Below are 22524 nucleotides of genomic sequence, written 5' to 3'. Positions count from 1 at the left end.
CATGCTTGAATTAACGTCCATTTCTAAATCCTTTTCCGGTGTGCAGGTGCTCGACAGCTTAAACCTGAGCGTTGCGCCTGGGAGCCGGACGGCGATAGTCGGGCCGTCCGGGTCAGGGAAAACGACGCTGCTGCGCATTCTTGCCGGCTTTGAAACGCCGGACGCCGGGCGGATAGTGATGCAGGGCCGAACGCTGTTTGACGAAAACAGCTTCGTTCCCGCCCATCTGCGCGGCATTGGCTTTGTTCCCCAGGAGGGGGCGTTATTCCCGCATCTCAGCGTTGCAGACAACATTGCCTGGGGGCTGGACGGCACGCGCCACGAAAAGCGCCAGCGCGTAGAGGCACTGATGGAGATGGTGTCGCTGGACAGGCAGCTCGCCACCCACTGGCCACATGAGATTTCTGGCGGACAGCAGCAGCGTGTGGCGCTCGCCCGCGCGCTGGCTCAGCGTCCTTCATTGATGCTGCTGGATGAGCCGTTCTCGGCGCTCGATACCGGTCTTCGCGCCATGACCCGCAAAGCGACCGCTGACCTGCTGGCGGAAGCGGGCGTTGCCTCGATTCTGGTGACGCACGATCAAAACGAAGCGTTATCTTTTGCCACCCAGGTGGCAGTAATGCGTTCCGGGCGCTTTACCCAGGTGGGTACCCCGTATGACGTCTACACTCAGCCCGTTGATGAAGAGACCGCGCTGTTTCTGGGCGACGCAGTGATCCTGCCCGCTCAGCTTACCGCCGGCCATGCGGTGTGCGCGCTGGGTGAGATACCCACCAACAATACGCATGCCACCGGGCAGGGCCGGGTCATGATGCGCCCTGAACAACTGCGCGTGACGGCGTGCGCGCCGCATGAAAGCCCGGTGTCGATAATTGATGTCGATTTTACCGGTCATTTGTCCACGCTCACCCTGGCGTTTGCCGGGCAGCAGGAGCCTGTTGTTCTGAAGACTGTAAGCCAGCCTGGCTGGAATCCGGGTACGGCTGTGCGTATTGATGTTGCGGGAACCGCCCGCGTTTTATCGTTCTCCCGCCGCGCCTGAAAGACCGTCCCGGAAACGGGGCGGTTATGCCACGCTATCCCGTCCATACGTCCTCCTGCTTTCCCGCGCCTGTTAACCGATTTTCTCACGCAGTGACGTGCGTTTACGCTTGCCAACAATCATGTAATGCGTATAGTTCTCATTTGCATTGCACTTGATTACATTCTAAGGCCCGACAACGGGCCCTTTTTGCGCGCACGTTTAATGAGTTAATTATGAACAACACGAAAAGGCATAAAACGCTGCTGGCTCTCGCCATTGGCGCGGTCACGCACTCCGCCCTGGCGGCGGATGAAAAGAAAGAAGACACCCTGATTGTCCAGTCTGCGCCTGCCAGCGATTTTAAACCCGGCGGCGACCAGCTTGTGCCGGCGTTCCTTGACGGGCAGGTGGCGAACGGTGGACGCATGGGGATGCTGGGGCAGCAGAACGCCATGGACGTGCCGTTTAATATCATCAGCTACACCTCGAAGCTGGTAGAAGATCAGCAGGCGAAAACCATTGCTGATGTGGTCGCTAACGACGCGGGGGTGCAGTACGTTCAGGGTTACGGCAACAGCGCCGAAACCTTCCGTATCCGTGGCCTGAAGTTTGACGGAGATGACATGACCTTCGGCGGCCTGTCCGGCGTTCTGCCGCGTCAGGTGGTGGATGCGCAGATGGTCGACCGCATTGAGATTTTTAAAGGGGCAAACGCCCTGATGAACGGCGCGGCAAGTTCAGGCGTGGGGGGAATGATTAACCTTGAGCCGAAACACGCGGATGAAACGCCGCAGGCAAAAGTGGGCGTCGATTACACCTCCGATTCCCAGTTTGGCACTACGCTGGATGCGGGCCGTCGCTATGGCGACAACGACCAGTTTGGCGCGCGCGTGAACCTCGTCCATCGCGAAGGGGAAAGCGGGGTGCCCAACGATCGCCGCCGCACTACGCTGCTCTCCACCGGCCTCGACTACAAAGGCGACAATTTCCGCACCTCGCTGGATGTGGGGTATCAGAAGAAAACCTTCCATGGCAGCCCGACCAGCGTCAATATCTCCGCCGTGGATTTCGTGCCTGAACCGCCGAAAAACGATCGCAACTTCTCGCAGAAATGGGCCTACAGTAACATCGAAAATGAATTCGGGATGTGGCGCAGCGAGTACGACATTACCGATAACTGGACGGCCTATACCGGCCTCGGCGCACAGCACGCTCACGAAGAAGGGATTTATAGCGCGCCGAAGCTGCTGGATAAAAGCGGTAAGGCGACGGTCAGCCGTCTTGATACCAACCGCATCAGCGATTCCGTCAGCGGGATGGCGGGTATTCGCGGTAACTTTGCTACCGGCTTCGTAACGCATAAAGTCAACGTCGGTTACTCCGCGATGACCAAAAACGAAAAAATCGGCTGGAAAATGTCGTCGGCGGCGGATAACCCAACCGCCAATATCTACCACAATACCGGTGTGGATATGCCGGATAGCTCCAGTTTCAACGGCTTAGGCGGAAATTACAGCGATCCGCTCACCAGCGGGCGTACCCGGACGCAGGGCTGGCTGTTGAGTGATACGCTGGGCGTGCTGGACGACAAACTGCTGTTTACCGCCGGGGCGCGTCATCAGAAGGTGGTCATTCGCGGATACAACAAAATTACCGGGCAGGAAAATAAAGCAGACGGTTTCGACGGCAGCCGCTGGATGCCTACCTACGGCGTGGTTTACAAGCCGTGGGAGGCGATCTCCCTGTATGCCAACCACACCGAAGCGCTGCAGCCGGGTCAATCAGCCCCTAACACCGCCACCAACTACGGGCAGAGCACCGGCATCGTTCACTCTAAGCAGAACGAAGTGGGCGTGAAGGCGGATTTTGGTCGCGTGGGCGGCTCCCTGGCGCTGTTTGAGATCAAAATGCCGTCGGCGATCCTCAACAGCAACGGTCATTATGGTCTTGATGCCGAGCAGCGTAACCGCGGCGTGGAGCTGAATGTGTTCGGTGAGCCCCTGCTGGGCGTCCGTCTGAACGCCAGCGCTACCTGGCTGCAGGCGGAGCTGACCAAAACCAACAACGGCCTCAACCAGGGCAATGATGCGATTGGCGTTCCGAATTTCTATGCCGTTCTGGGCGCAGAGTATGACATCAAACCGATTGATGGCCTGACCGCTACCGCGCGCGTGAACCACTCCGGCACGCAATACGCGGACCTGGCGAACACCAAAAAGCTGGACAGCTACACTACGCTGGATCTGGGTATGCGTTATCGCTTCGCCGTTAACCACAATCAAAATCAGATGACGGTGCGTGCGGGTATCGACAACGTGACCAATGAAAACTACTGGTCCAGCGTGGATGATTCAGGTACCTACATCACCCAGGGCGAACCGCGTACCTTTAAAGTCTCGGTGGGCTACGCATTCTGAGAACGCCGCTCGTTATCCGGGGCAGGGATGCCCCATTCCCTTGCTACCACCAGCCTGAAGTGTTAAAACGTGCCCCTTCTAAAAAAGAGACAGGGGTAGGGCGTGAAAGACGCGTCATCCGCTTCAGGCACCGGTAGCGCTGAAGCTTCGTCGGAACAGAATCCGACGCTGCAACGTGGTTTGCAAAATCGACATATACAGTTAATTGCCCTCGGTGGGGCTATCGGTACCGGGCTGTTTCTCGGCATCGGCCCGGCCATTCAGATGGCGGGGCCGGCGGTATTGCTGGGTTATGCCCTCGCCGGGATTATCGCCTTCCTGATCATGCGCCAGCTCGGCGAGATGGTCGTCGAAGAGCCTGTGTCAGGCTCGTTCGCGCACTTTGCGTATAAATACTGGGGCCCGTTTGCGGGGTTCCTCTCCGGCTGGAACTACTGGGTGATGTTTGTGCTGGTGGGGATGGCAGAGCTGACCGCCGCTGGCATCTACATGCAGTACTGGCTCCCGGATGTGCCCACCTGGATTTGGGCGGCGGCCTTCTTCATTATCATCAATGCCATCAACCTTGTGAACGTCCGTTTGTACGGTGAAACCGAGTTCTGGTTTGCGCTCATCAAGGTGCTGGCGATTATCGGCATGATTGGTTTTGGCCTGTGGTTGCTGTTCTCGGGTCACGGCGGTGAGCGTGCCACGATCGACAACCTGTGGCAGCACGGGGGTTTCCTGGCGACCGGCTGGAAGGGGCTTATCCTTTCGCTGGCGGTGATCATGTTCTCTTTCGGCGGGCTGGAGCTGATTGGTATCACCGCCGCTGAAGCGCGCGACCCGCATAAAAGCATTCCGAAAGCGGTCAACCAGGTGGTGTACCGTATTCTCCTGTTCTACATCGGTTCGCTGGTGGTATTGCTCGCGCTCTATCCCTGGGTTGAGGTGAAATCAAACAGCAGTCCGTTTGTGATGATTTTCCACGATCTCAACAGCAATGTGGTGGCCTCAGCGTTGAACTTCGTTATTCTGGTGGCGTCACTTTCGGTCTATAACAGCGGCGTCTACTCCAACAGCCGGATGCTGTTTGGCCTCTCCGTGCAGGGGAATGCGCCGAAGTTCTTAACCCGCGTCAGCCGTCGCGGCGTGCCGGTGAATTCTCTGCTGTTGTCCGGTGCGATCACCTCTTTGGTGGTGGTGATCAACTACCTGCTGCCAAAAGAGGCGTTTGGGCTGCTGATGGCGCTGGTGGTTGCCACCCTGCTGCTGAACTGGATCATGATCTGCCTGGCGCACCTGCGTTTTCGTGCCGCGATGCGTCGCAAGGGACGTGAGACGCAGTTTAAAGCGCTGCTTTATCCGGCAGGAAACTATCTCTGCATTGCTTTCCTCGGGTTGATCCTTGTGCTGATGTGCACCATGGACGACATGCGCCTTTCCGCGATGTTGCTCCCGGTGTGGGTCATCTTCCTGTTTGTGGCATTTAAACTTTCCCGCAAGCAATAATGCATGCCGTCCTCTCCCGGTGGGAGAGGACGAGCTATCCGGTTTCCCATCCCAACGCGATAAACCTCTTTATCGTGACCCCTCTCCCAAATCTCTCCTGATCCACAGGATCTTTATTTTGTAATCGATTACTTTTCATTTGATGGTATTTGTAATCGATTACTTTTCTAGGGTGAGGCTCATTATGGTGTCAACAACTGAAAGTAGTGGAAAGGTGATAGCGCAGCACCGGCTGCTGGTTCCGCGTCTGTCGCTGATGATGTTTCTGCAGTTTTTTATCTGGGGTAGCTGGTCGGTCACGCTGGGTCTGGTGATGACCCAGCACAACATGTCGTTGCTGATTGGCGATGCGTTCTCCGCCGGGCCCATCGCCTCTATTTTGTCACCGTTCGTGCTCGGGATGCTGGTGGATCGCTTCTTTGCCTCGCAGAAGGTGATGGCGGTAATGCACCTGGCGGGCGCGGCTATCCTGTGGTTCGTTCCGGGGGCGCTGATCGCTGAAAATGGTGCGCTGCTGATCGGCCTGCTGTTTGGCTACACGCTTTGTTATATGCCGACGCTGGCCTTAACGAACAACATCGCGTTTCACAGCCTGGCAAACGTCGATAAAACCTTCCCGGTGGTGCGCGTGTTCGGCACTATCGGCTGGATTGTCGCGGGGATCTTTATCGGCGTTACTGGCGTGGCCTCCAGCGTCACGATCTTCCAGGTTGCGGCGGCGAGCTCCGTGCTGCTGGCGCTCTACAGCCTGACGCTGCCGCACACGCCCGCCCCGGCAAAAGGGCTGCCGGTCCAGATTCGCGATCTGTTCTGCGCTGATGCGTTTGCCCTGCTGAAAACCCGCCACTTCCTGGTCTTTTCCGTCTGCGCAATGCTGATTTCCGTGCCGCTTGGCACCTACTACGCTTACACCGCCTCATATCTGGCGGATGCCGGGATTGCTGATGTCAGCACCGCGATGTCGTTCGGCCAGATGTCAGAGATTGTCTTCATGCTGGTGATCCCGCTGCTTTTCCGCCGTCTGGGCGTGAAAGTCATGCTGCTGGTTGGCATGCTGGCGTGGTTTGTCCGTTACGCGATGTTTGCCATGGGGGTGAGTGAGGAGGGACGTTTCCTGCTCTATCTCGGCATCCTGCTGCACGGTGTGTGCTATGACTTCTTCTTTGTGGTGGGCTTTATCTATACCGACCGCGTGGCGGGCGAAAAGGTGAAAGGCCAGGCGCAGAGCATGATCGTGATGTTCACCTACGGCATCGGCATGCTGCTTGGTTCGCAGATTTCTGGCGCGCTGTATAACCGTCTGGTGGCGGGACAGGCCGTGCCGCAGGCGTGGGTCACCTTCTGGTGGATCCCGGCGGTGGCGGCAGCGGTGATTGCGCTGATTTTCCTTCTCACGTTCAAATATGACGATGACAAGGCGTAACGTTCAGGAGGTGGTATGAGAACGATTAAGGGACCTGGTATTTTCCTGTCGCAGTTTATCAGCGCAGAAGCGCCGTTTAACTCGCTGGATGGGCTGGCAGGCTGGGCAGCAGGTAAGGGCTACAAAGCCGTGCAGATCCCCTGCAATCATCCGCACATTTTTGACGTGGAGAAAGCGGCTGTGAGCCAGGCCTACTGTGACGACATTACCGGCACGCTGGCGGAGCACGGGCTGGCGATCAGCGAGCTGTCGACCCATCTGGAAGGGCAGCTTATTGCGGTGAACCCGGTCTACGGCGACGCGTTTGACCATTTCGCGCCGGCAGGCGTGAGGGATAACGACGCGGCCCGTCGGGCGTGGGCGACCAGCAAACTGAATCAGGCGGCGGCGGCCTCCGCAAAATTAGGCCTGACAGCACACGCCACTTTTTCTGGATCGCTGGCGTGGCCATTTTTCTACCCGTGGCCGCCGCACAATGTGCAGCGTTTTCAGGACGCTTTCCAGACGCTGGCAACCCGCTGGCGGCCCATTCTGGACACTTTTGATGAGCATGGCGTCGATGTCTGTTATGAGCTGCATCCGGGGGAAGACCTGCATGACGGCGTGACGTTTGAGCGTTTTCTGGCGCTGGTGGACAACCACCCGCGCTGCAATATTCTCTACGATCCCAGCCATATGCTGCTTCAGCAGATGGACTACCTGACGTTTATCGATCTCTACCATGCGCGCATTAAAGCGTTTCACGTCAAAGATGCAGAGTTTCGTCCTAACGGGCGCAGCGGTGCATACGGTGGCTACCAGCCGTGGATCCATCGCGCGGGTCGCTTCCGGTCGCCGGGCGACGGGCAGATCGACTTCACCGGTATTTTCAGCAAACTGACCCAGTACGACTACGAGGGCTGGGCAGTGCTGGAGTGGGAGTGCTGTCTTAAGGATGGCGATACCGGTGCCCGCGAAGGCAGCGAATTTATCCGTCGTCATATCATTCCGGTATCCGGGCGCGCGTTTGACGATTTCGCCGCGGGAGGCAGCCATGATTAACGTCGGGATCGTCGGCAGCGGCTTTATCGGCCCGGCGCACATTGAGGCGCTGCGGCGTCTCGGCAGTGTGCAGGTGGTCGCCCTGTGCGACAGCTCGCTTTCACAAGCGCAGGAAAAGGCGCGCCAGCTGAATGTGCCCCATGCTTACGGGAACGTTGAGGCGCTGCTCGCCCATCCGGATCTGCACGTGGTGCATAACTGCACGCCAAACCATCTGCACGCAGAGATGAACCGTCAGATTTTGCGGGCGGGTAAGCATGTTTTTTCCGAAAAGCCGCTGTGTATGACCCCGGAAGAGGCCCGCGAGCTGGTGGCACTGGCTGAGCAGGCGGGCGTGGTACACGGCGTCAGCTTTGTCTATCGCCAGTTTGCGATGGTGCGCCAGGCGGCCAGCATGAGGCGCGAGGGCAGTCTCGGTCGGCTGTTTGCCACGCATGGCAGCTACCTGCAGGACTGGATGCTGCTGGAAACCGACTACAACTGGCGGGTGGATGCCGCGCTGGGCGGTGCGTCGCGCGCGGTGGCGGATATTGGCTCCCACTGGTGTGACACGGTGCAGTTTGTGACCGGGCGGCGGATCACCGACGTGATGGCCGACCTCGCCATCGTCTGGCCAACGCGCAAGGCCAGTGCGGCGGGAAACCGGACCTTCACGGATGATCGCAGCGCGAACGATGAAGACAAACCGGTCACCACCGAAGATTTTGGCTCGGTGCTGGTGCGCTTCGACGATGGCAGCAAAGGCAGCTTTAACGTCTCGCAGGTCAGCGCCGGGCGCAAAAATCGGCTGACGTTTGAAATTAACGGCAGCAAACGATCCGTGGCGTGGGATCAGGAGGTGCCGCAGCAACTCTGGATCGGCCATCGTACGCAGGCAAACCAGATCCTCTCCGACGATCCAAACCTGATGAACCGTGACGTGGCCGAAAGCGCCCATTTTCCTGGCGGACATATCGAAGGCTGGCCTGATGCCTTTAAAAATATGATGGCGCAGTTTTACCGCGCCGTGATGCAGGGGGAGATGCCGGCACAGCCGCTGTTTGCGACGTTCCATGACGGCGCGAACGTCATGTATATCATTGATGCGATAGTGAAAAGCCATCAGCAACAGCGCTGGGTGCGCGTTGCGTATTGACGCGTTGCCCGGTTCGCCGGGCAACGAATTTATGGTAGCCTGCATAAAACGTTAACCGCAGGAAATGCCGTCGCTATGTCCATTCAGAAAATCGCTCAGCTTGCCGGGGTGTCCGTGGCAACGGTCTCTCGCGTGCTTAACAACAGCGATACCGTGAAAGCGAAAAACCGCGAACGCGTCCTGCAGGCGATCAAAGAGAGTAATTACCAGCCCAACCTGCTGGCGCGCCAGCTGCGGACTGCCCGCAGCTATATGATTCTGGTAATGGTGTCGAACATCGCTAACCCGTTCTGCGCCGAAGTGGTGAAAGGCATTGAAGAGGAAGCCGAAAAGAACGGCTACCGCATTCTGCTGTGCAACTCCGGCTCTGACATTGAACGCTCGCGTTCGGGGCTGAGTTTGCTGTCCGGTAAAATTGTCGACGGCATTATCACCATGGATGCCTTCTCAAAGCTTCCTGAACTGGCCGCCCTGATTGGCGCTGCGCCGTGGGTGCAGTGCGCCGAATACGCGGATGCCGGTGCGGTCTCCTGCGTCGGGATTAACGATGTGGACGCCTCGCAGCATGCGGTCAGCCAGCTTGCCGACGGCGGGCGCGGGCGGATCGCGATGATTAACCACGACCTGAGTTATAAATATGCCCGCCTGCGCGAGCGTGGCTATAAGAGCGTTATCCACCTGAAAGATCTGGCTTACCAGGTGGTGGAATACGCCAGCGATCTCAGCTTCAGCGCCGGAATGGCGGCGATGCAAAACCTGCTGAAGGAAAACCCGCCTGACGCGGTCTTTGCCGTTTCCGATACCCTGGCGGCAGGTGCATTGCATGCGATCCAGCAGGCGGGATTACGCGTGCCGGAAGACATTGCGGTAGTCGGGTTTGACGGTACGGAACTGGCGGAGATGATTTCGCTCACCACCATCGAACAGCCGTCGCGGGATATTGGGCGCAAGGCGGTCGATTTGTTGTTGAATAAAATCGATAACCCGGATGCGCCCACGGAAAGAGTGATGATGGACTGGCGCTTTATCTCCCGCGCCAGCGCCTGATTATTTCGCTATTACGCCAGCCAGCGAGCGAATATCGTTTCCGGTCGGAGACTGATGAATACGCAGACCAAATTCATCCACCACCGCGAATATATGGTCGAAAATATCGGCCTGAATCGCCTCATATTCCGCCCAGACGACCGTGTTAGTGAACGCGTATATTTCAACTGGCAGCCCGTTAGCTTCTGGCGCTAACTGGCGAACCATCAGCGTCATATCTTTGCGGATACGCGGGTGATTACGCAGATATTCATTTAAATAGGCGCGGAAGGTTCCAATATTGGTCATTTTGCGCAGGTTCAGCACCGATTCGCCTTCACCGTTTTCCTGATTCCAGAGCGAAATTTCTTCATGACGCGCCGCCATGTACGGCTTAAGCAGCTTCGCCTGAATCAGCTGCTGTTGCTCCTGCTCGTCGAGGAAGTGGATGCTGGTGGTGTCTATATTCAGGCTACGCTTGATGCGTCTCCCGCCGGAGGCCGACATGCCGCTCCAGTTGATAAAGGCATCAGAGACCAGCGCCCAGGTCGGAATGGTGGTGATGGTATTGTCGAAGTTGCGCACCTTGACGGTGGTCAGGCCAATGTCCGTGACCGTGCCGTTGGCTCCGTATTTTGGCATCTCCAGCCAGTCACCGAGTTTAAGCATGTCATTGGCGGAGAGCTGGATCCCGGCGACAAGCCCGAGGATCGGGTCTTTAAACACCAGCATTAACACCGCAGCCATGGCGCCCAGGCCGCTAATCAGAATGGCTGGCGACTGACCAATCAGCAGCGAGATAATTAAAATCCCCACCAGAATAGCGCTCACCAGTTTTATCCCCTGGAAGATGCCCTTCAGCGGGAGCTGCGAGGCTGTCGCCATCTTTTGCGAAAGATTGAAAATGACGTCCAGCAGCGAGAAGAACGAGAGCAGGGCATACACCATCACCCACAACTTTGCGCAGGTGGTGAGCATTTCCGCGGCTTCGCTGCCTTTTTGCAGCCACAGTACCGCCTGAACGTTGACAATAATCCCCTGCAGGGTAAAGGCGACACGGTGAAATAACTTGTTCTGGGTAATGATTTGCAACCATAAATGGCTGCTGGCCTGCGCGCGCTTCTCAAAGGCCCGCAGGACCACTTTGTGCAGAATAAAATGAACGATGAGTGCGGTAAGAAAAATAATACCAAAGATAATCACTAAAGAGGTGGTGTGATTAATTTCAATGCCTAACTCTTCAACCTGAGTAATTAATTCCTGCATAACGTCTCCTGTATTGATGCAGCCCCATAATGGCGGCTGCGGATCTATTATGCAAATTCGTCAGGGTTATTTGACGGCGTGGCAGGTCGTCACCACTGGCAGGCACAGCCGATGGCGAACCCGCAGCGTCGCCAGCGCGAGGATCACCATCAGGCCAGTTTCCACCGCGAGGAAGAGGGTGATCGCCTGGGTGTAATCTCCGTGATGATTTTGCAGACCGTGCAGCAAAATCGCGCCAAAGATGGCCGGGCCGAGTCCAAGTGCCGCCTGCTGCAGCGTGCTCAAAATGGCGCTCGCCGCCCCGGCGTCATCAGGCTGAATATCGCGCATGCCAATACGATAAAAACTGTTCACGATCAGCGCCTGACCGTAGCCGACCAGCCCGGTCGCGGGTGCCAGCGTCAGCGCGGTATTGTGCATTCCCCAGAGGCGGAAGGTGACAATCAGCGCCAGCAGGCCCGCTATCTGGATCGCCAGACCGGTCAGCAGAATGGTACTGGTGCTGTAGCGGGCAATCAGACGCGGGGCAAACCACGCTGAAATAAAGTAGGTGACACCCAGGGCGATAAAACTGTTGCCAGACTGCCACGGCGCCATCCCCAGACCGGTTTGCATGGTTAACGCCATGCAGAACATAAAGCCGGACCAGACGCTAAAAAAGAGCAACGCAATCAGCACGCCAAAGCGGATACTGCGCAACTGCAGCAGGCGCGGCGGGATCAGCGGATGCGCATCGTCCCGTTCTTTTTTGCGGGCGTTGAGGGCCATCAACCCGGCAAGCGGAATAATGGCGATAAGCGCGACCTTGAGCGGCCAGGACCAGTGCCACTGCGGGCCAAGCGCCATCGGGAACAGCAGGCAGCAGAGGATGATCGCCAGCAGGACGGTGCCCGTCCAGTCAATGCTTGATGGCGTGTCGCGGCGGGTTTCCGGCACGTAGCGGCGGCTCATGGCCAGCACCACCAGACAAATCGGCACGTTGATAAAGAAGGCGTTGCGCCAGCCGAGGCCGGCAATGTCCGCCGATACCAGCCAGCCTCCGCCCATCTGGCCGACGATAAACGCGATGCCGCCGATGCCGCCAAAGAGGCTGATGGCCTTCGCGTGGGCCGTGCCTTTCAGCGTTACGTGCAGGGTGGCGAGAATTTGCGGCATGATCAGCGCCGCGCCAGCCCCCTGAAGAATACGGGCGCCCAGCAGTTGTTCAATGTTGCCTGCCATTCCGCACAGCAGCGAGGCCAGGCCAAAGCTCGCCACGCCCCACATGAAAAGACGTCGGCGGCCAAGGTTATCCCCCAGCTTGCTGCCGAGGGCAAGGCAGACGGCAAAGGCCACACCGTAGAGGGCAACAATTAATTCCAGCTCGGTGGCCGTAGCGTGCAGCGAATGGGTGATAGCATCCAGCGCCACGTTGGTGATTGAGGTATCAATCAGCGGCAGCATCTGGCCGGTTAACAGCAATATCAGGCCTGCGCGGCCCGGTGAAACGACTGACGTATTCATGGTAACTCCATTGCGTCATTCAACAGATGGTCGTAGCATCAACGATCTGATAAACGGGTACCAGTTCTTGCTTATACTGGTACTGGCACTACCATGCAGGGGGATTTATGGCGCTGATGTCTGAACCCGTCGTCTCGCTCAAGGATGACACCCGAAAACAACTTGGTGCGTTTTTACGCGCCCGACGCGAAAGCCTCGATCCGCAGCGGCTCGGCCTGCCGCGCAGCGGTCGACGCCGCACGCCCGGGCTGCGCCGTGAAGAGGTGGCCCTGCTGGCGGACGTCGGGGTGACCTGGTACACCTGGCTTGAGCAGGGCAGGGACGTCAATCCGTCCAGCGCGGTGATGGCCGCCGTGGCAAAAGCGCTGCAATGTACCCCGACCGAAGCGCGCCATCTTTTTGTGCTGGCCGGGCTACCGCCGGGTGAAGCACCGCAGGCCACCTGCTGTGAAGGGATCAGCGAAGGCACGCGCCGCCTGCTTGATACGTTAATGCCGAAACCGGCCAGCATTCAGAAACCCAATTTCGACATCGTGGCGTGGAACGACAGCTTTGGTCATCTGATGGGGGTCGATTTCAATGCGATCCCCCCGGAAGACCGCAACTGTATTTATCTGTTCCTCACCCACCCGGCATGGCGCGCCCGTCTCGGCAGACGTGACGATGTGCTGCCCGTCTTTGTCTCCTATTTCCGGGCGGCGATGGCCGAGCACCGGGGTGACCCGTTGTGGGAAGCCAAACTGGCGCGCTTCTTTGCGGTGTCTGAGGAGTTTAAAAATCTGTGGCATCAGCGCAATGACGTGCGCGGTGTGGAAAACCAGCTCAAGTTGTTTACCCATCCTGAGCTTGGGGAATTTACCCTGCAGCAGATGTACTGGTACTCTGCTCCACGAAACGGTTCCCGGTTGCTGGTGTATCTGCCAGTGGATGAAGCCGGGGAGAGAGCAATGGAATGGCTGACGGAGCAGGCAAAATGAAGGTTACCGGCAAACAGGAGCGGCTGCTACGCCGCGCACTCAACGAGTGGCAACAGGAAGGCACATTAACCGCTGACGACCATCAGCGGCTGGCCGGTACGCTTCAACGCGTGACCATGGACTGGCAGCGGCTGAGCCGCTACGCCTTCTGGACGGCACTCGCCTGCGTCATTATCGCCATCGGCAGCCTGTTTTCGGACAGCGAAATGATGGCGCGCATTATCGAATTCTTCGCTTTTTCCTCCCTTGCCCGCATCGGGCTGCCGGCACTGCTGGCCGTGCTGTTTTATTTGTGGGGCTTCAGCCGCCAGCGGCGGGAGACGCAGTGGCATTACAGTACCGAAGCGATTTTGTTCCTCGGAGTCTTGTTTACCGCCATCGCGCTCTGGCAGCTGGGTGAACGGCTGGATAACGGCAGCGGCCACATCGCCCCCCTGTTCCTGGCCGGCTGTGCCGTCTATGGCCTGGTAGGCTTTTTCGGCCGCTCCGGGCTGGTCTGGCTGTTCTTCTTGCTCTCGCTTGGCAACTGGTTTGGCGCGGAGACGGGCTATATGTCCGGCTGGGGCGCTTACTGGCTGGGGATGAACTATCCGGTGCGCTTTATCTTTTTCGGCGGCGCGCTGCTGGCCCTGTGCTGGATCCTGCGTGCTGTGCTGCAGTCCCGTCATCTCTACACCACCAGTAAAGCGATGGGGCTGACGTATCTCTTTGTCGCCCTGTGGATCATGTCGATATTTGGTAATTACGATATCGATAACTGGTACAGCGTGACCCAGGCCTCGTTGCTGCCGTGGGCGCTGCTGTTTGCGGTGGCGGCGGTTCTCTGTATTTACATCAGTCTGAAAACCGACGATGGCATGCTGCGCGGGTTTGGCCTGACGTTCCTCGCCATTAACCTCTATACCCGCTACTTCGAATACTTCTGGGATGGGATGAACAAGGTGGTGTTCTTCCTGATTCTGGCGGCGTCGCTGGCGGTGATAGGGCGGTATGCGGAGCGGATCTGGCATGCCGGGAGTGCGGAGAAGTAAGTTTTTGCGCGTGTTGATCGGGAAGACGCAGAAAACGTCGTCTGCGTGAGATGCTGACTCAATGGCGAAACCAGGCAGATGACGCGTGATTGAAAACGGGCCGCAGTTGCGGCCCGTTTGTCTTAGCACTCGGTCACAATCGTGCTCAGCGGCAGGCGAGATTTTGGCAGCGTGGCGTTGAAATCTTCCACGCTGTGGTGTCCAACCGGGACCACCACCAGGCTGGTGAAGCCTTTCTCTTTCAGGCCAAACTCTGCGTCGAGGATGGCGGCGTCAAAACCTTCAATGGGTACGGCATCCAGGCCCAGCGCGGCCACGCCTAACAGGAAGTTACCGACGTTAAGGTAAACCTGTTTCGCCATCCACTGGTCGTCATCTTTCAGATCCACGCGGTGCATGTCGGCGAAATAGCAGCGACCTTTGTGATTCGCCGCTTTTGCTTCTGGGGTGTTGAAGCGACCGTCGGCCTCTTCCTGATCCACGACGCGCTCAAGCCACGCATCGTCCATGGCGGTTTTCGCGCAGAACACCACCACATGAGAGGCGTCCATCATTTTGCGTTCGTTGAACACGTAAGTGCCTGCCGCAGATTTGGCCACGCGCGCTTTACCTTCCTCAGTGCTGGCAATAATAAAATGCCACGGCTGGGAGTTCGTGCTGGACGGGCTGTACTGCAGCAGGGTTTTGATCTTCTCCGCTTCTTCAGCGGTCAGTTTCTTGCTTGGGTCAAACGCCTTGGTGGAGTGGCGTTTCAGGGCAACGGAAATGATATCCATAACAACTCCTGGTGATAAAGTTCGCCCGCGTGCGGGCGCGAAAAGGAGTGCAGATTACCGTGCGAAGCGGGAAAAGATAAGTGCATTTTGAGCGCTTAATCTGTTCGTCTCAGACGAACAATCAGCGCGGCCTGATCCATTTCTGGTCTTTTTTCGGCAGTTTATCGACGACCAGATTCCAGGAATCGTTGATGAGATCGGCCACCAGTTCCGGCGTAACATCGTCAGTGCCGTAGAGTGAAATCCAGTGTTTTTTATTGAGATGATACCCCGGCTCAACGCCGCGGTAGATCTGCTGGTTTAACAGGGATTTTTCCGGCTCGGATTTCAGGCTGACATGCGGTCGCCCGTGAGCAACCGCAACAATCATGAAAATCTTGCCACCCACTTTAAACACATCAAATTCCGGCCCGAACGGCCAGCAGTGTTCGGTGAACGGCAGTTCCAGCGCCACGCGTTTGGCGTGTTCCTGCAGCGATTTACTGTCCATCAATATCCTCGGAGGCGAGTCCACGCCACATGGCTTCAAAGCCCAGCGCTTTAAAATCGACGGCGCGGGACGGATCGCGGGTGGCAAATTCCATGGTGGTTTCGGCAAGCGATAAGAACATGGCATCACCAAAGGTACGAAACTCATCGGACATAAATACCGGGCGCACTGCGCGACGGCACAGTTCATGCAGCTCCGGGAACATCTCCTGCACGGCCTGCTCCGTTTCGGCGCTGATCTTCTCGCTGACGCCAAGCTGGCGAATGGCGGCGTGAGCGACAGGATTACGGATGCCCCAGTCCACGTAGCTGTTCCAGATATTGCGGGTATGTTCTTTGGGGAGGGTGAGCGTGCGATCAAGCTCCGCCAGCATCGTCTGGCAGAGATCCTGCTTCAGGTGCAGATAGAGGGCATTCAGCAGATCGTCTTTGGTAGCAAAGTAGCGGAACAGTGTGCCTTCAGCGACGCCCGCATTCCGGGCAATTAAGGCCGTTGAGGCGGCAATACCTGACTGTGCAAATGCAGCGGTTGCTGCGTCCAGTAAGGCCTGTTTTTTATCTTCACTCTTCGGACGTGCCACTAAATTGTTCCTCCTGTCAATTGTAAAAACCTTGATTGAAACACGTGCTTTGACAGGCTGCAACGCGCAATGTCAAAGATCGAAAACGTCTTGACGACTTTATCATCATATCTATAATGAGTGCTTACTCACTCATAATCAAGTTCAACCCGCGTAAACCATCGGATGGGGCGCGTTTTCGGGTCAGGATATGAAAAAGCCTCTATTCATCTGCGTGGTGTTCGTCATGATTATTGCTTCAGCTGCGAGTTTACCTTTTGTCCTGAATCCTGGATTTGGCCAGCCACCGCAGGGTGCGCAGCTTACCGAAGTGGAGGCCTCCCCGCAGTATCGCGACGGGAAATTCCACAATACGTTGCCGACACCGGGCTTCACCGGCGAGCAAAATATGCTGGTGGCGTGGTGGCAATTTCTGACCCGCAAAACCGAAAATGCCCGTCCCGCGCAGCCGCTGCCGCTGGTGAAAACCGATCTCGCCAGTCTGCCGCTGGAGCAGGACACGCTGGTCTGGCTCGGTCACTCGTCGTGGTATATGCAGCTGGCGGGTAAACGTATTCTGATTGACCCGGTACTCAGCAACTATGCCGCGCCGTTCTCGTTCCTCAATAAAGCTTTTGCGGGCGAGTATCCCTGGCATGCGCAGAACATGCCGGAGATCGACCTGCTGATCATCTCCCACGATCACTACGATCATCTGGATTACGCCACCATCAGGGCGTTACTGCCGAAGGTGAAACGTGTGGTTACCCCGCTGGGCGTTGGATCTCATCTGCGCTACTGGGGCATGAAGCCGGAAATTATCGACGAGCGCGACTGGAACCAGTCGGTGCGCATCAGTGATGACTTAACGGTGCACGTCCTGCCGGCACGTCACTTCTCCGGACGCGGGATTAAACGCGATCAAACCCTGTGGGGGAGCTTTATGTTCGTCACGCCGGCGCAGAAGGTTTATTACAGCGGAGACTCAGGTTACGGCCCGCACTTCAGGGCCATCGGTGAGCAGTTCGGCGAGGTGGATTTAGCCATCATGGAAAACGGCCAGTACGATCGGGACTGGAAGTACATTCACATGATGCCGGCGGAAACGGCACAGGCGTCGGCTGACCTTAACGCGAAAGCTGTCGTGCCTGGTCATAACGGACGCTTTGTGCTGGCGAAACACACCTGGAACGATCCGCTGATCCAGCTGGCGCAGGCCAGCAAAGATAAAAATTATCGGCTACTGACGCCGGAGCTGGGTGAACCTGTTCACGTGAGTGATACCACGCAAACCTTTCGTGAGTGGTGGGAATAATGTTTAAGCGAGAAGCAGAGGGGGAGAGCAGTATGACCATTTCCGCTCAAGTCATCGACACCATCGTCGAGTGGATCGACGACAACCTGCACCAGCCATTACGTATCGAAGAGATTGCCCGCCACGCGGGTTACTCGAAATGGCATCTGCAGCGTTTGTTTATGCAGTACAAGGGAGAAAGTCTCGGGCGTTACATTCGCGAACGCAAGCTGCTGCTGGCAGCGCGTGACCTGCGTGAATCGGACGAGCGTGTCTACGATATCTGTTTGCGCTACGGCTTTGATTCGCAGCAGACGTTTACGCGTATCTTTACCCGTACCTTCAACCAGCCGCCTGGCGCGTACCGCAAAGAGAACCACAGCCGGACACACTGAACGTGTCGTTATGCAGAAATCCGACCGGGTAAGGCGCAGCCGCACCCGGTTTTTTTTTACTTACGATGCCAGTGAAAACCAGCGACGCCAGACGAAACGCAGGATGAAGAATTCGAGGGCGCCAAGCAGTAAAAACCACACGCAGAACAAAATGGTGTACAGCTGGTTAAGATCGACCATGTGGAAGATCGTCATCAGCTTTTTCGCCAGCACCAGCCCAAGCGACGGCGCAGGTAACAGCAGGCAGGAGAGCAGGGCCATCAACAAAATGCCCCCCGCTGTGAGCAGCGATTCTAACGGGTGTTTCATCTTAATGTTAATCGTCAGTTAAAAATGTCATTGTCCGGCATCGCGGAACGTAAAGCAATATAAACCCGGCAGACGTTTTTTGTTAAATCGAATGCACTTTTCTGCGAATAAATAACAGAAAGAGAATAATCTCTCAGAAGCGATTAAATTATTATCGCGTTATGTAAATAAATGTCCTTGTCATGCAAATAATTTTACAAACATATAAGTGCTATATCCAATTAACGTGGCAATAACAATGGCTGCGACAATGTATAACGCCAGGCGGCGTGCGCGATAAATACCAAACATGGTTCCTCCTCGTTTAGCGTTGGTTTAGAAATATTTTGTAAAAATCATCGTATTCGAATAATATTTATTAGTTTTGAATATCCCGGAAGTAATTATATTGCGGTAGATCAATTTTACCCGCAAGCCTTAAAAATGAATTTATTAAAGCCAGAAAGGAATTCAGGCTTCCGTCCACCGTATATTGAAGGAAAAATACGATGACCAAAAAAAATCTCTCTCAGAACATGCCACCTGCTGGTGGGCAGGCGTATCAGCAGACCGTTGAGCAAGTGCTTGCTAACAAGCAGAGCCAGGCAAGCGGCCTCGACCGTGCTGAAGCGCAGGCACGTCTGCATCATTATGGCCCTAACGCGTTGCCGGAGAAAAAAGGCAAGCCCGCCTGGCTACGTTTTCTCGCCCATTTTAATGATGTACTGATTTACGTTCTGCTTGCCGCGGCGGTATTAACCGCGGTTATGGGCCACTGGGTCGATACGCTGGTTATCCTCGGTGTGGCGGTAATCAACGCTTTAATTGGCCATATTCAGGAAAGCAATGCGGAAAAATCCCTGAAGAGTATTCGCAATATGCTCTCCAGCGAAGCGCGTGTCATTCGCAATGGCAACCATGAAACGCTACCGACAACTGAAATAGTCCCGGGCGATATTATTGTATTACGCGCGGGCGATCGTATTCCGGCGGATATGCGTTTAATCGAAGCGCATAATTTACGCGTGGAAGAGGCTATTCTGACCGGCGAATCTACCGTGGTGGATAAACACATTAATCCGCTGACCGGTGAATTACCGCTGGGCGACCGCACTAACCTGGTCTTTTCCGGTACGACCGTGAGTGCAGGGGGCGGCATTGGCGTGGTCATTGCCACCGGGCAAGAGACTGAACTTGGCCACATTAACCAGATGATGGCGGGTATTGAAAAGCATCGTACGCCGCTGCTGGTGCAGATGGACAAGCTGGGGAAAGCGATCTTCGCCATTATTCTGGCGATGATGGCGGCACTGTTTGTCTTCAGCCTGGTGTTCCGCGAAATCCCCATGGGCGAGCTGCTGCTCTCTCTGATTAGTCTGGCGGTCGCGTCCGTGCCGGAAGGTCTGCCAGCCATTATTTCTATCATCCTTTCTCTTGGCGTGCAGGCGATGGCACGCAAGCGGGCGATTATCCGCAAGTTGCCAACGGTTGAAACCCTGGGGGCGATGACCGTGGTCTGCTCGGATAAAACCGGCACCCTGACCATGAACGAGATGACGGTGAAAGCCATCATTACTGCCGACAGTTGCTACCGCGTGGACGGTAACAGCTACGAGCCGGTGGGGAACATTTATCTGGAAGGCAGCGACGAGCCGATGCAGATCCAGCCGGGCACCGTGCTGGAGCAGTACCTGCGCACTGTCGATCTCTGTAATGACAGCCAGCTGATTCAGGACGAACGCGGTCTGTGGGGCATCACCGGTGGGCCGACCGAAGGGGCGCTGAAGGTGCTGGCGGCGAAGGCGCATCTTGAGCCGGTGATGACCACCCTGATTAACAAGATCCCGTTCGATTCGCAGTACAAGTACATGAGCACCCACTATCAGATTGGTCACGAGGAGCACATCCTGATTACCGGCGCGCCGGACGTGATTTTCGCGCTGTGTAAACAGCAGCAAGCCCGTAACGGCGCTGAAGCGTTCGACCGCGCTTACTGGGAAACCGAGATGGAGCGCTATGCGCGTCAGGGGCTGCGTATGGTTGCCGCGGCGTTCAAACCGGCGAACGGTGAGCAGGCGCTGACGCATGACGATCTGAATCACGGGCTGATCTTCCTCGGTATTGCCGCAATGATGGATCCACCGCGTCCTGAAGCGATTGATGCGATTCATGCCTGCCAGCAGGCCGGGATCCGCGTGAAGATGATCACCGGGGATCACCCGCAGACGGCAATGAGCATCGGTCAGATGCTCGGGATCACCAACAGCGAGCAGGCGGTGACGGGCTACCAGCTGGAGAAAATGGACGACGCTGAGCTTGCAGACGCCGCGGTGAAATATGACATTTTCGCCCGTACCAGCCCGGAGCATAAGCTGCGCCTGGTGAAAGCCCTGCAGGACAAGGGTGAGATCGTGGGCATGACCGGCGACGGTGTGAATGACGCTCCGGCATTGCGCCAGGCGGACGTGGGCATCGCAATGGGCATTAAAGGCACCGAAGTGACCAAAGAGGCGGCGGATATGGTCCTGACCGACGATAACTTCGCCACCATCGCCAGCGCGGTAAAAGAGGGGCGTCGCGTTTACGACAACCTGAAGAAAACCATTCTGTTCATTATGCCGACCAACCTGGCGCAGGGGTTGCTGATTGTTATTGCGCTGCTGGCAGGGAACATTATCCCGCTGACGCCGGTACTGATTTTGTGGATGAACATGGCAACCTCCGCCACGCTCTCCTTTGGCCTGGCCTTTGAAGCCGCTGAGCGCAACATCATGAAGCGTCCGCCGCGTCAGACCGGACAGCACGTGATGGATGCGTACGCCGTATGGCGCGTGGCCTTCGTCGGGACCATGATTGCCATCGCCGCCTTTGCGCTGGAAGCCTGGCTGGCACCGCGCGGCCACAGCGCGGAGTTCATCCGCACCGTGCTGCTGCAGATGCTGGTCTGCGCCCAGTGGGTATACATGATTAACTGCCGCAACACTGAAGGGTTCTCCCTGAACCGTGGCCTGCTGGCGAACAAAGGGATTTGGCTGGTCACAGGCGTGTTGTTCCTGCTCCAGGCGGCAATCATCTACCTGCCGTTTATGCAGATGCTTTTCGGTACGGAAGCGCTGCCTCTGCGCTACTGGTTCGTCACGCTGGCGGTAGCCGCGGTGATGTTCTTCGTTGTTGAAATCGAGAAGCGACTGACCCGCAGGTTCCGTAAGGCTGCATAACCTTTTGCCCTCACCTTAACCCTCTCCCGCCGGGAGAGGGGATGCTGACCTCCCTTTCATTGGGCAGAGGGCCGGGGTGAGGGAAACACATCAGAGGTACATCCCCATGAAATTCCCGCTCCTGTTTGTCCTCCTCGCCCTCTTTCAACCCGCGTTTGCTGCTGCCATTCCGGTTCGCGTGGCGGTTGTGGAGCAAACGACCCACGCAGCTGAACGGCACGTGCCTGGCCGCATTGAAGCCATTCATACCGTCGAGATAAGAGCGCGCACGGAAGGCGTGATTACCCAGGTTCATTTTCGCGACGGACAATACGTGAAAAAAGGTGACGTGCTGTTTGAACTGGACGATGCCGAGCCACGCGCCGCCGTGCGTCTGGCACAGGCTGAGGTAAAGAGCGCGGAAGCCACGCTGCGTCAGGCGCAGCAGCAGCTTTCACGCTTTGAAAGCCTGGGCAACAGCAATGCCATCAGCCGTCATGACGTGGATAACGCGCGCATGCAGCGCGATGTCGCCAGCGCTGCGCTGGAGCAGGCGAAAGCTCGCCTCGAAACCCGTAACGTGACGCTGGCGTACACGCGCATCACATCGCCGATTGATGGCCGCGTGGGGCACAGCCAGTTCCATGCCGGCAGCCTGGTGAACCCGTCAAGCGGCGTGCTGGTGGATGTCGTGCAGCTTGATCCGATCCGTATCGCCTTTGCGCTGGAAGAGGGGGCGTTTGCCACCAAAGCCGGACAACATGCGGATATCAGCGCCCTGAAGCGCGCCTGGCAGGCGCGGATTGACAGCAATGGTCAGCGCCTGAACGGTGAACTGACCTCCGTGGACAATCGTATCGACCCGCGTACCGCCAGCGTGATGCTGCGCGCTGAATTTGCCAACCCGCGCCATCAGCTGCTGCCGGGCGGCAATGTGAATGTCTACCTGCGTCCGGCAAGCGCGCAGCCGGTGCTGACAGTGCCCGCTGCGGCGGTACAGCAAAACGGCGAGGGATTCTTTGCCTGGGTGGTTAACGCAGAAGGCAAAGCAGAAAAACGCCCGCTGAAGATTGCCGGACAGATTGGCCAGCAGTTTGAGATTTCATCCGGCTTACATCCCGGTGAGCGAGCGATCACCGACGGTGCCCAGCGCGTACAGCCTGGCGCAGCCGTCCAGATACTGAATTAAGG

At 57.0% G+C, this 22524-nt stretch carries 19 protein-coding genes; 13 read left to right on the top strand and 6 right to left on the bottom strand.

The window, feature by feature from the left end; all coding sequences use genetic code 11:
- The first annotated feature begins 1 nt into the window (after window position 1).
- The 7 genes from F8561_RS02605 to F8561_RS02575 all read left to right on the top strand — a co-directional run bounded on the left by F8561_RS02605 (window position 2) and on the right by F8561_RS02575 (window position 9578).
- Entirely contained in the window at window positions 2-1042 is a 1041-nt protein-coding gene (locus F8561_RS02605; RefSeq protein WP_032677576.1) for an ABC transporter ATP-binding protein, read from the top strand.
- Window positions 1043-1257: 215 nt separating this feature from the next.
- The gene (locus F8561_RS02600; protein WP_151887117.1) at window positions 1258-3441 is read left to right on the top strand and encodes a TonB-dependent receptor; all 2184 of its coding nucleotides are present in this window, start codon (window positions 1258-1260) and stop codon (window positions 3439-3441) included.
- Between the two features lie 102 nt (window positions 3442-3543).
- The gene (gene pheP / locus F8561_RS02595) at window positions 3544-4932 is read left to right on the top strand and encodes a phenylalanine transporter (RefSeq protein ID WP_014168959.1); all 1389 of its coding nucleotides are present in this window, start codon (window positions 3544-3546) and stop codon (window positions 4930-4932) included.
- A 184-nt stretch (window positions 4933-5116) separates the two neighbouring features.
- Window positions 5117-6355 carry an MFS transporter gene (locus F8561_RS02590; RefSeq protein ID WP_044867815.1) on the top strand — a complete coding sequence of 413 codons (1239 nt, stop codon included), beginning with the start codon at window positions 5117-5119 and terminating at the stop codon, window positions 6353-6355.
- Window positions 6356-6370: 15 nt separating this feature from the next.
- Window positions 6371-7396 (top strand): sugar phosphate isomerase/epimerase family protein, encoded by a 1026-nt coding sequence (locus F8561_RS02585; RefSeq protein ID WP_151887116.1) that lies wholly within the window; start codon window positions 6371-6373, stop codon window positions 7394-7396.
- On the top strand, window positions 7389-8531 hold the full coding sequence (locus tag F8561_RS02580; RefSeq protein WP_151887115.1) for a Gfo/Idh/MocA family protein: 1143 nt from the start codon (window positions 7389-7391) through the stop codon (window positions 8529-8531). Before F8561_RS02585 ends, F8561_RS02580 begins: the two co-directional genes overlap by 8 nt.
- 75 nt (window positions 8532-8606) lie before the next feature.
- A complete protein-coding gene (locus F8561_RS02575; protein ID WP_047744076.1) occupies window positions 8607-9578 on the top strand; it encodes a LacI family DNA-binding transcriptional regulator in 972 nt (323 codons plus the stop codon).
- On the opposite strand, the gene F8561_RS02570 is transcribed toward F8561_RS02575, so the two are convergent.
- On the bottom strand, window positions 9579-10823 hold the full coding sequence (locus F8561_RS02570; protein ID WP_151887114.1) for a mechanosensitive ion channel family protein: 1245 nt from the start codon (window positions 10821-10823) through the stop codon (window positions 9579-9581).
- Between the two features lie 66 nt (window positions 10824-10889).
- Window positions 10890-12326 (bottom strand): MFS transporter, encoded by a 1437-nt coding sequence (locus tag F8561_RS02565; protein WP_032681520.1) that lies wholly within the window; start codon window positions 12324-12326, stop codon window positions 10890-10892.
- 107 nt (window positions 12327-12433) lie between these two features.
- Here F8561_RS02565 and F8561_RS02560 point away from each other — a divergent pair, with 107 nt between their 5' ends.
- Both F8561_RS02560 and F8561_RS02555 read left to right on the top strand, forming a co-directional pair.
- Window positions 12434-13303, top strand: a complete 870-nt coding sequence (locus tag F8561_RS02560; protein WP_014168966.1) for a helix-turn-helix transcriptional regulator — start codon at window positions 12434-12436, stop codon at window positions 13301-13303.
- Complete coding sequence (locus tag F8561_RS02555) at window positions 13300-14334, top strand: DUF2157 domain-containing protein (protein WP_151887130.1); 1035 nt, start codon at window positions 13300-13302, stop codon at window positions 14332-14334. Before F8561_RS02560 ends, F8561_RS02555 begins: the two co-directional genes overlap by 4 nt.
- A 122-nt stretch (window positions 14335-14456) precedes the next feature.
- Here F8561_RS02555 and nfsB read toward each other — a convergent pair whose 3' ends face one another.
- The 3 genes from nfsB to F8561_RS02540 form a co-directional block, all read right to left on the bottom strand.
- Entirely contained in the window at window positions 14457-15110 is a 654-nt protein-coding gene (gene nfsB / locus F8561_RS02550) for an oxygen-insensitive NAD(P)H nitroreductase (protein ID WP_020885136.1), read from the bottom strand.
- A gap of 121 nt (window positions 15111-15231) precedes the next feature.
- On the bottom strand, window positions 15232-15600 hold the full coding sequence (locus tag F8561_RS02545; RefSeq protein WP_032677586.1) for an MmcQ/YjbR family DNA-binding protein: 369 nt from the start codon (window positions 15598-15600) through the stop codon (window positions 15232-15234).
- Window positions 15590-16180, bottom strand: coding sequence for a TetR/AcrR family transcriptional regulator (locus tag F8561_RS02540; protein WP_020885134.1), 591 nt, complete (start codon window positions 16178-16180; stop codon window positions 15590-15592). Before F8561_RS02540 ends, F8561_RS02545 begins: the two co-directional genes overlap by 11 nt.
- A 190-nt stretch (window positions 16181-16370) precedes the next feature.
- On the opposite strand from F8561_RS02540, the gene F8561_RS02535 reads away from it, so the two are divergent.
- Window positions 16371-17474 carry an MBL fold metallo-hydrolase gene (locus tag F8561_RS02535; protein ID WP_020885133.1) on the top strand — a complete coding sequence of 368 codons (1104 nt, stop codon included), beginning with the start codon at window positions 16371-16373 and terminating at the stop codon, window positions 17472-17474.
- 32 nt (window positions 17475-17506) lie between these two features.
- Entirely contained in the window at window positions 17507-17848 is a 342-nt protein-coding gene (locus tag F8561_RS02530) for a RamA family antibiotic efflux transcriptional regulator (RefSeq protein ID WP_020885132.1), read from the top strand.
- A 60-nt stretch (window positions 17849-17908) separates the two neighbouring features.
- Here the strand turns inward: F8561_RS02530 and F8561_RS02525 are convergent, their stop codons facing one another.
- The gene (locus F8561_RS02525; RefSeq protein WP_025204775.1) at window positions 17909-18157 is read right to left on the bottom strand and encodes a DUF1158 domain-containing protein; all 249 of its coding nucleotides are present in this window, start codon (window positions 18155-18157) and stop codon (window positions 17909-17911) included.
- A gap of 488 nt (window positions 18158-18645) precedes the next feature.
- Between F8561_RS02525 and F8561_RS02520 the strand changes: the two genes are divergently transcribed.
- Together F8561_RS02520 and F8561_RS02515 are read left to right on the top strand one after the other, a co-directional pair.
- A complete protein-coding gene (locus F8561_RS02520; protein ID WP_151887113.1) occupies window positions 18646-21354 on the top strand; it encodes a cation-transporting P-type ATPase in 2709 nt (902 codons plus the stop codon).
- 106 nt (window positions 21355-21460) lie between these two features.
- Window positions 21461-22522 (top strand): efflux RND transporter periplasmic adaptor subunit, encoded by a 1062-nt coding sequence (locus F8561_RS02515; RefSeq protein ID WP_020885129.1) that lies wholly within the window; start codon window positions 21461-21463, stop codon window positions 22520-22522.
- The last annotated feature ends 2 nt before the right edge of the window (window positions 22523-22524 follow it).

Origin of the sequence: Enterobacter sp. 198 (assembly GCF_009025585.1) — a bacterium.
GTDB lineage: Bacteria > Pseudomonadota > Gammaproteobacteria > Enterobacterales > Enterobacteriaceae > Enterobacter > Enterobacter ludwigii.
This window is presented reverse-complemented; position numbering and strand designations above follow the sequence as displayed.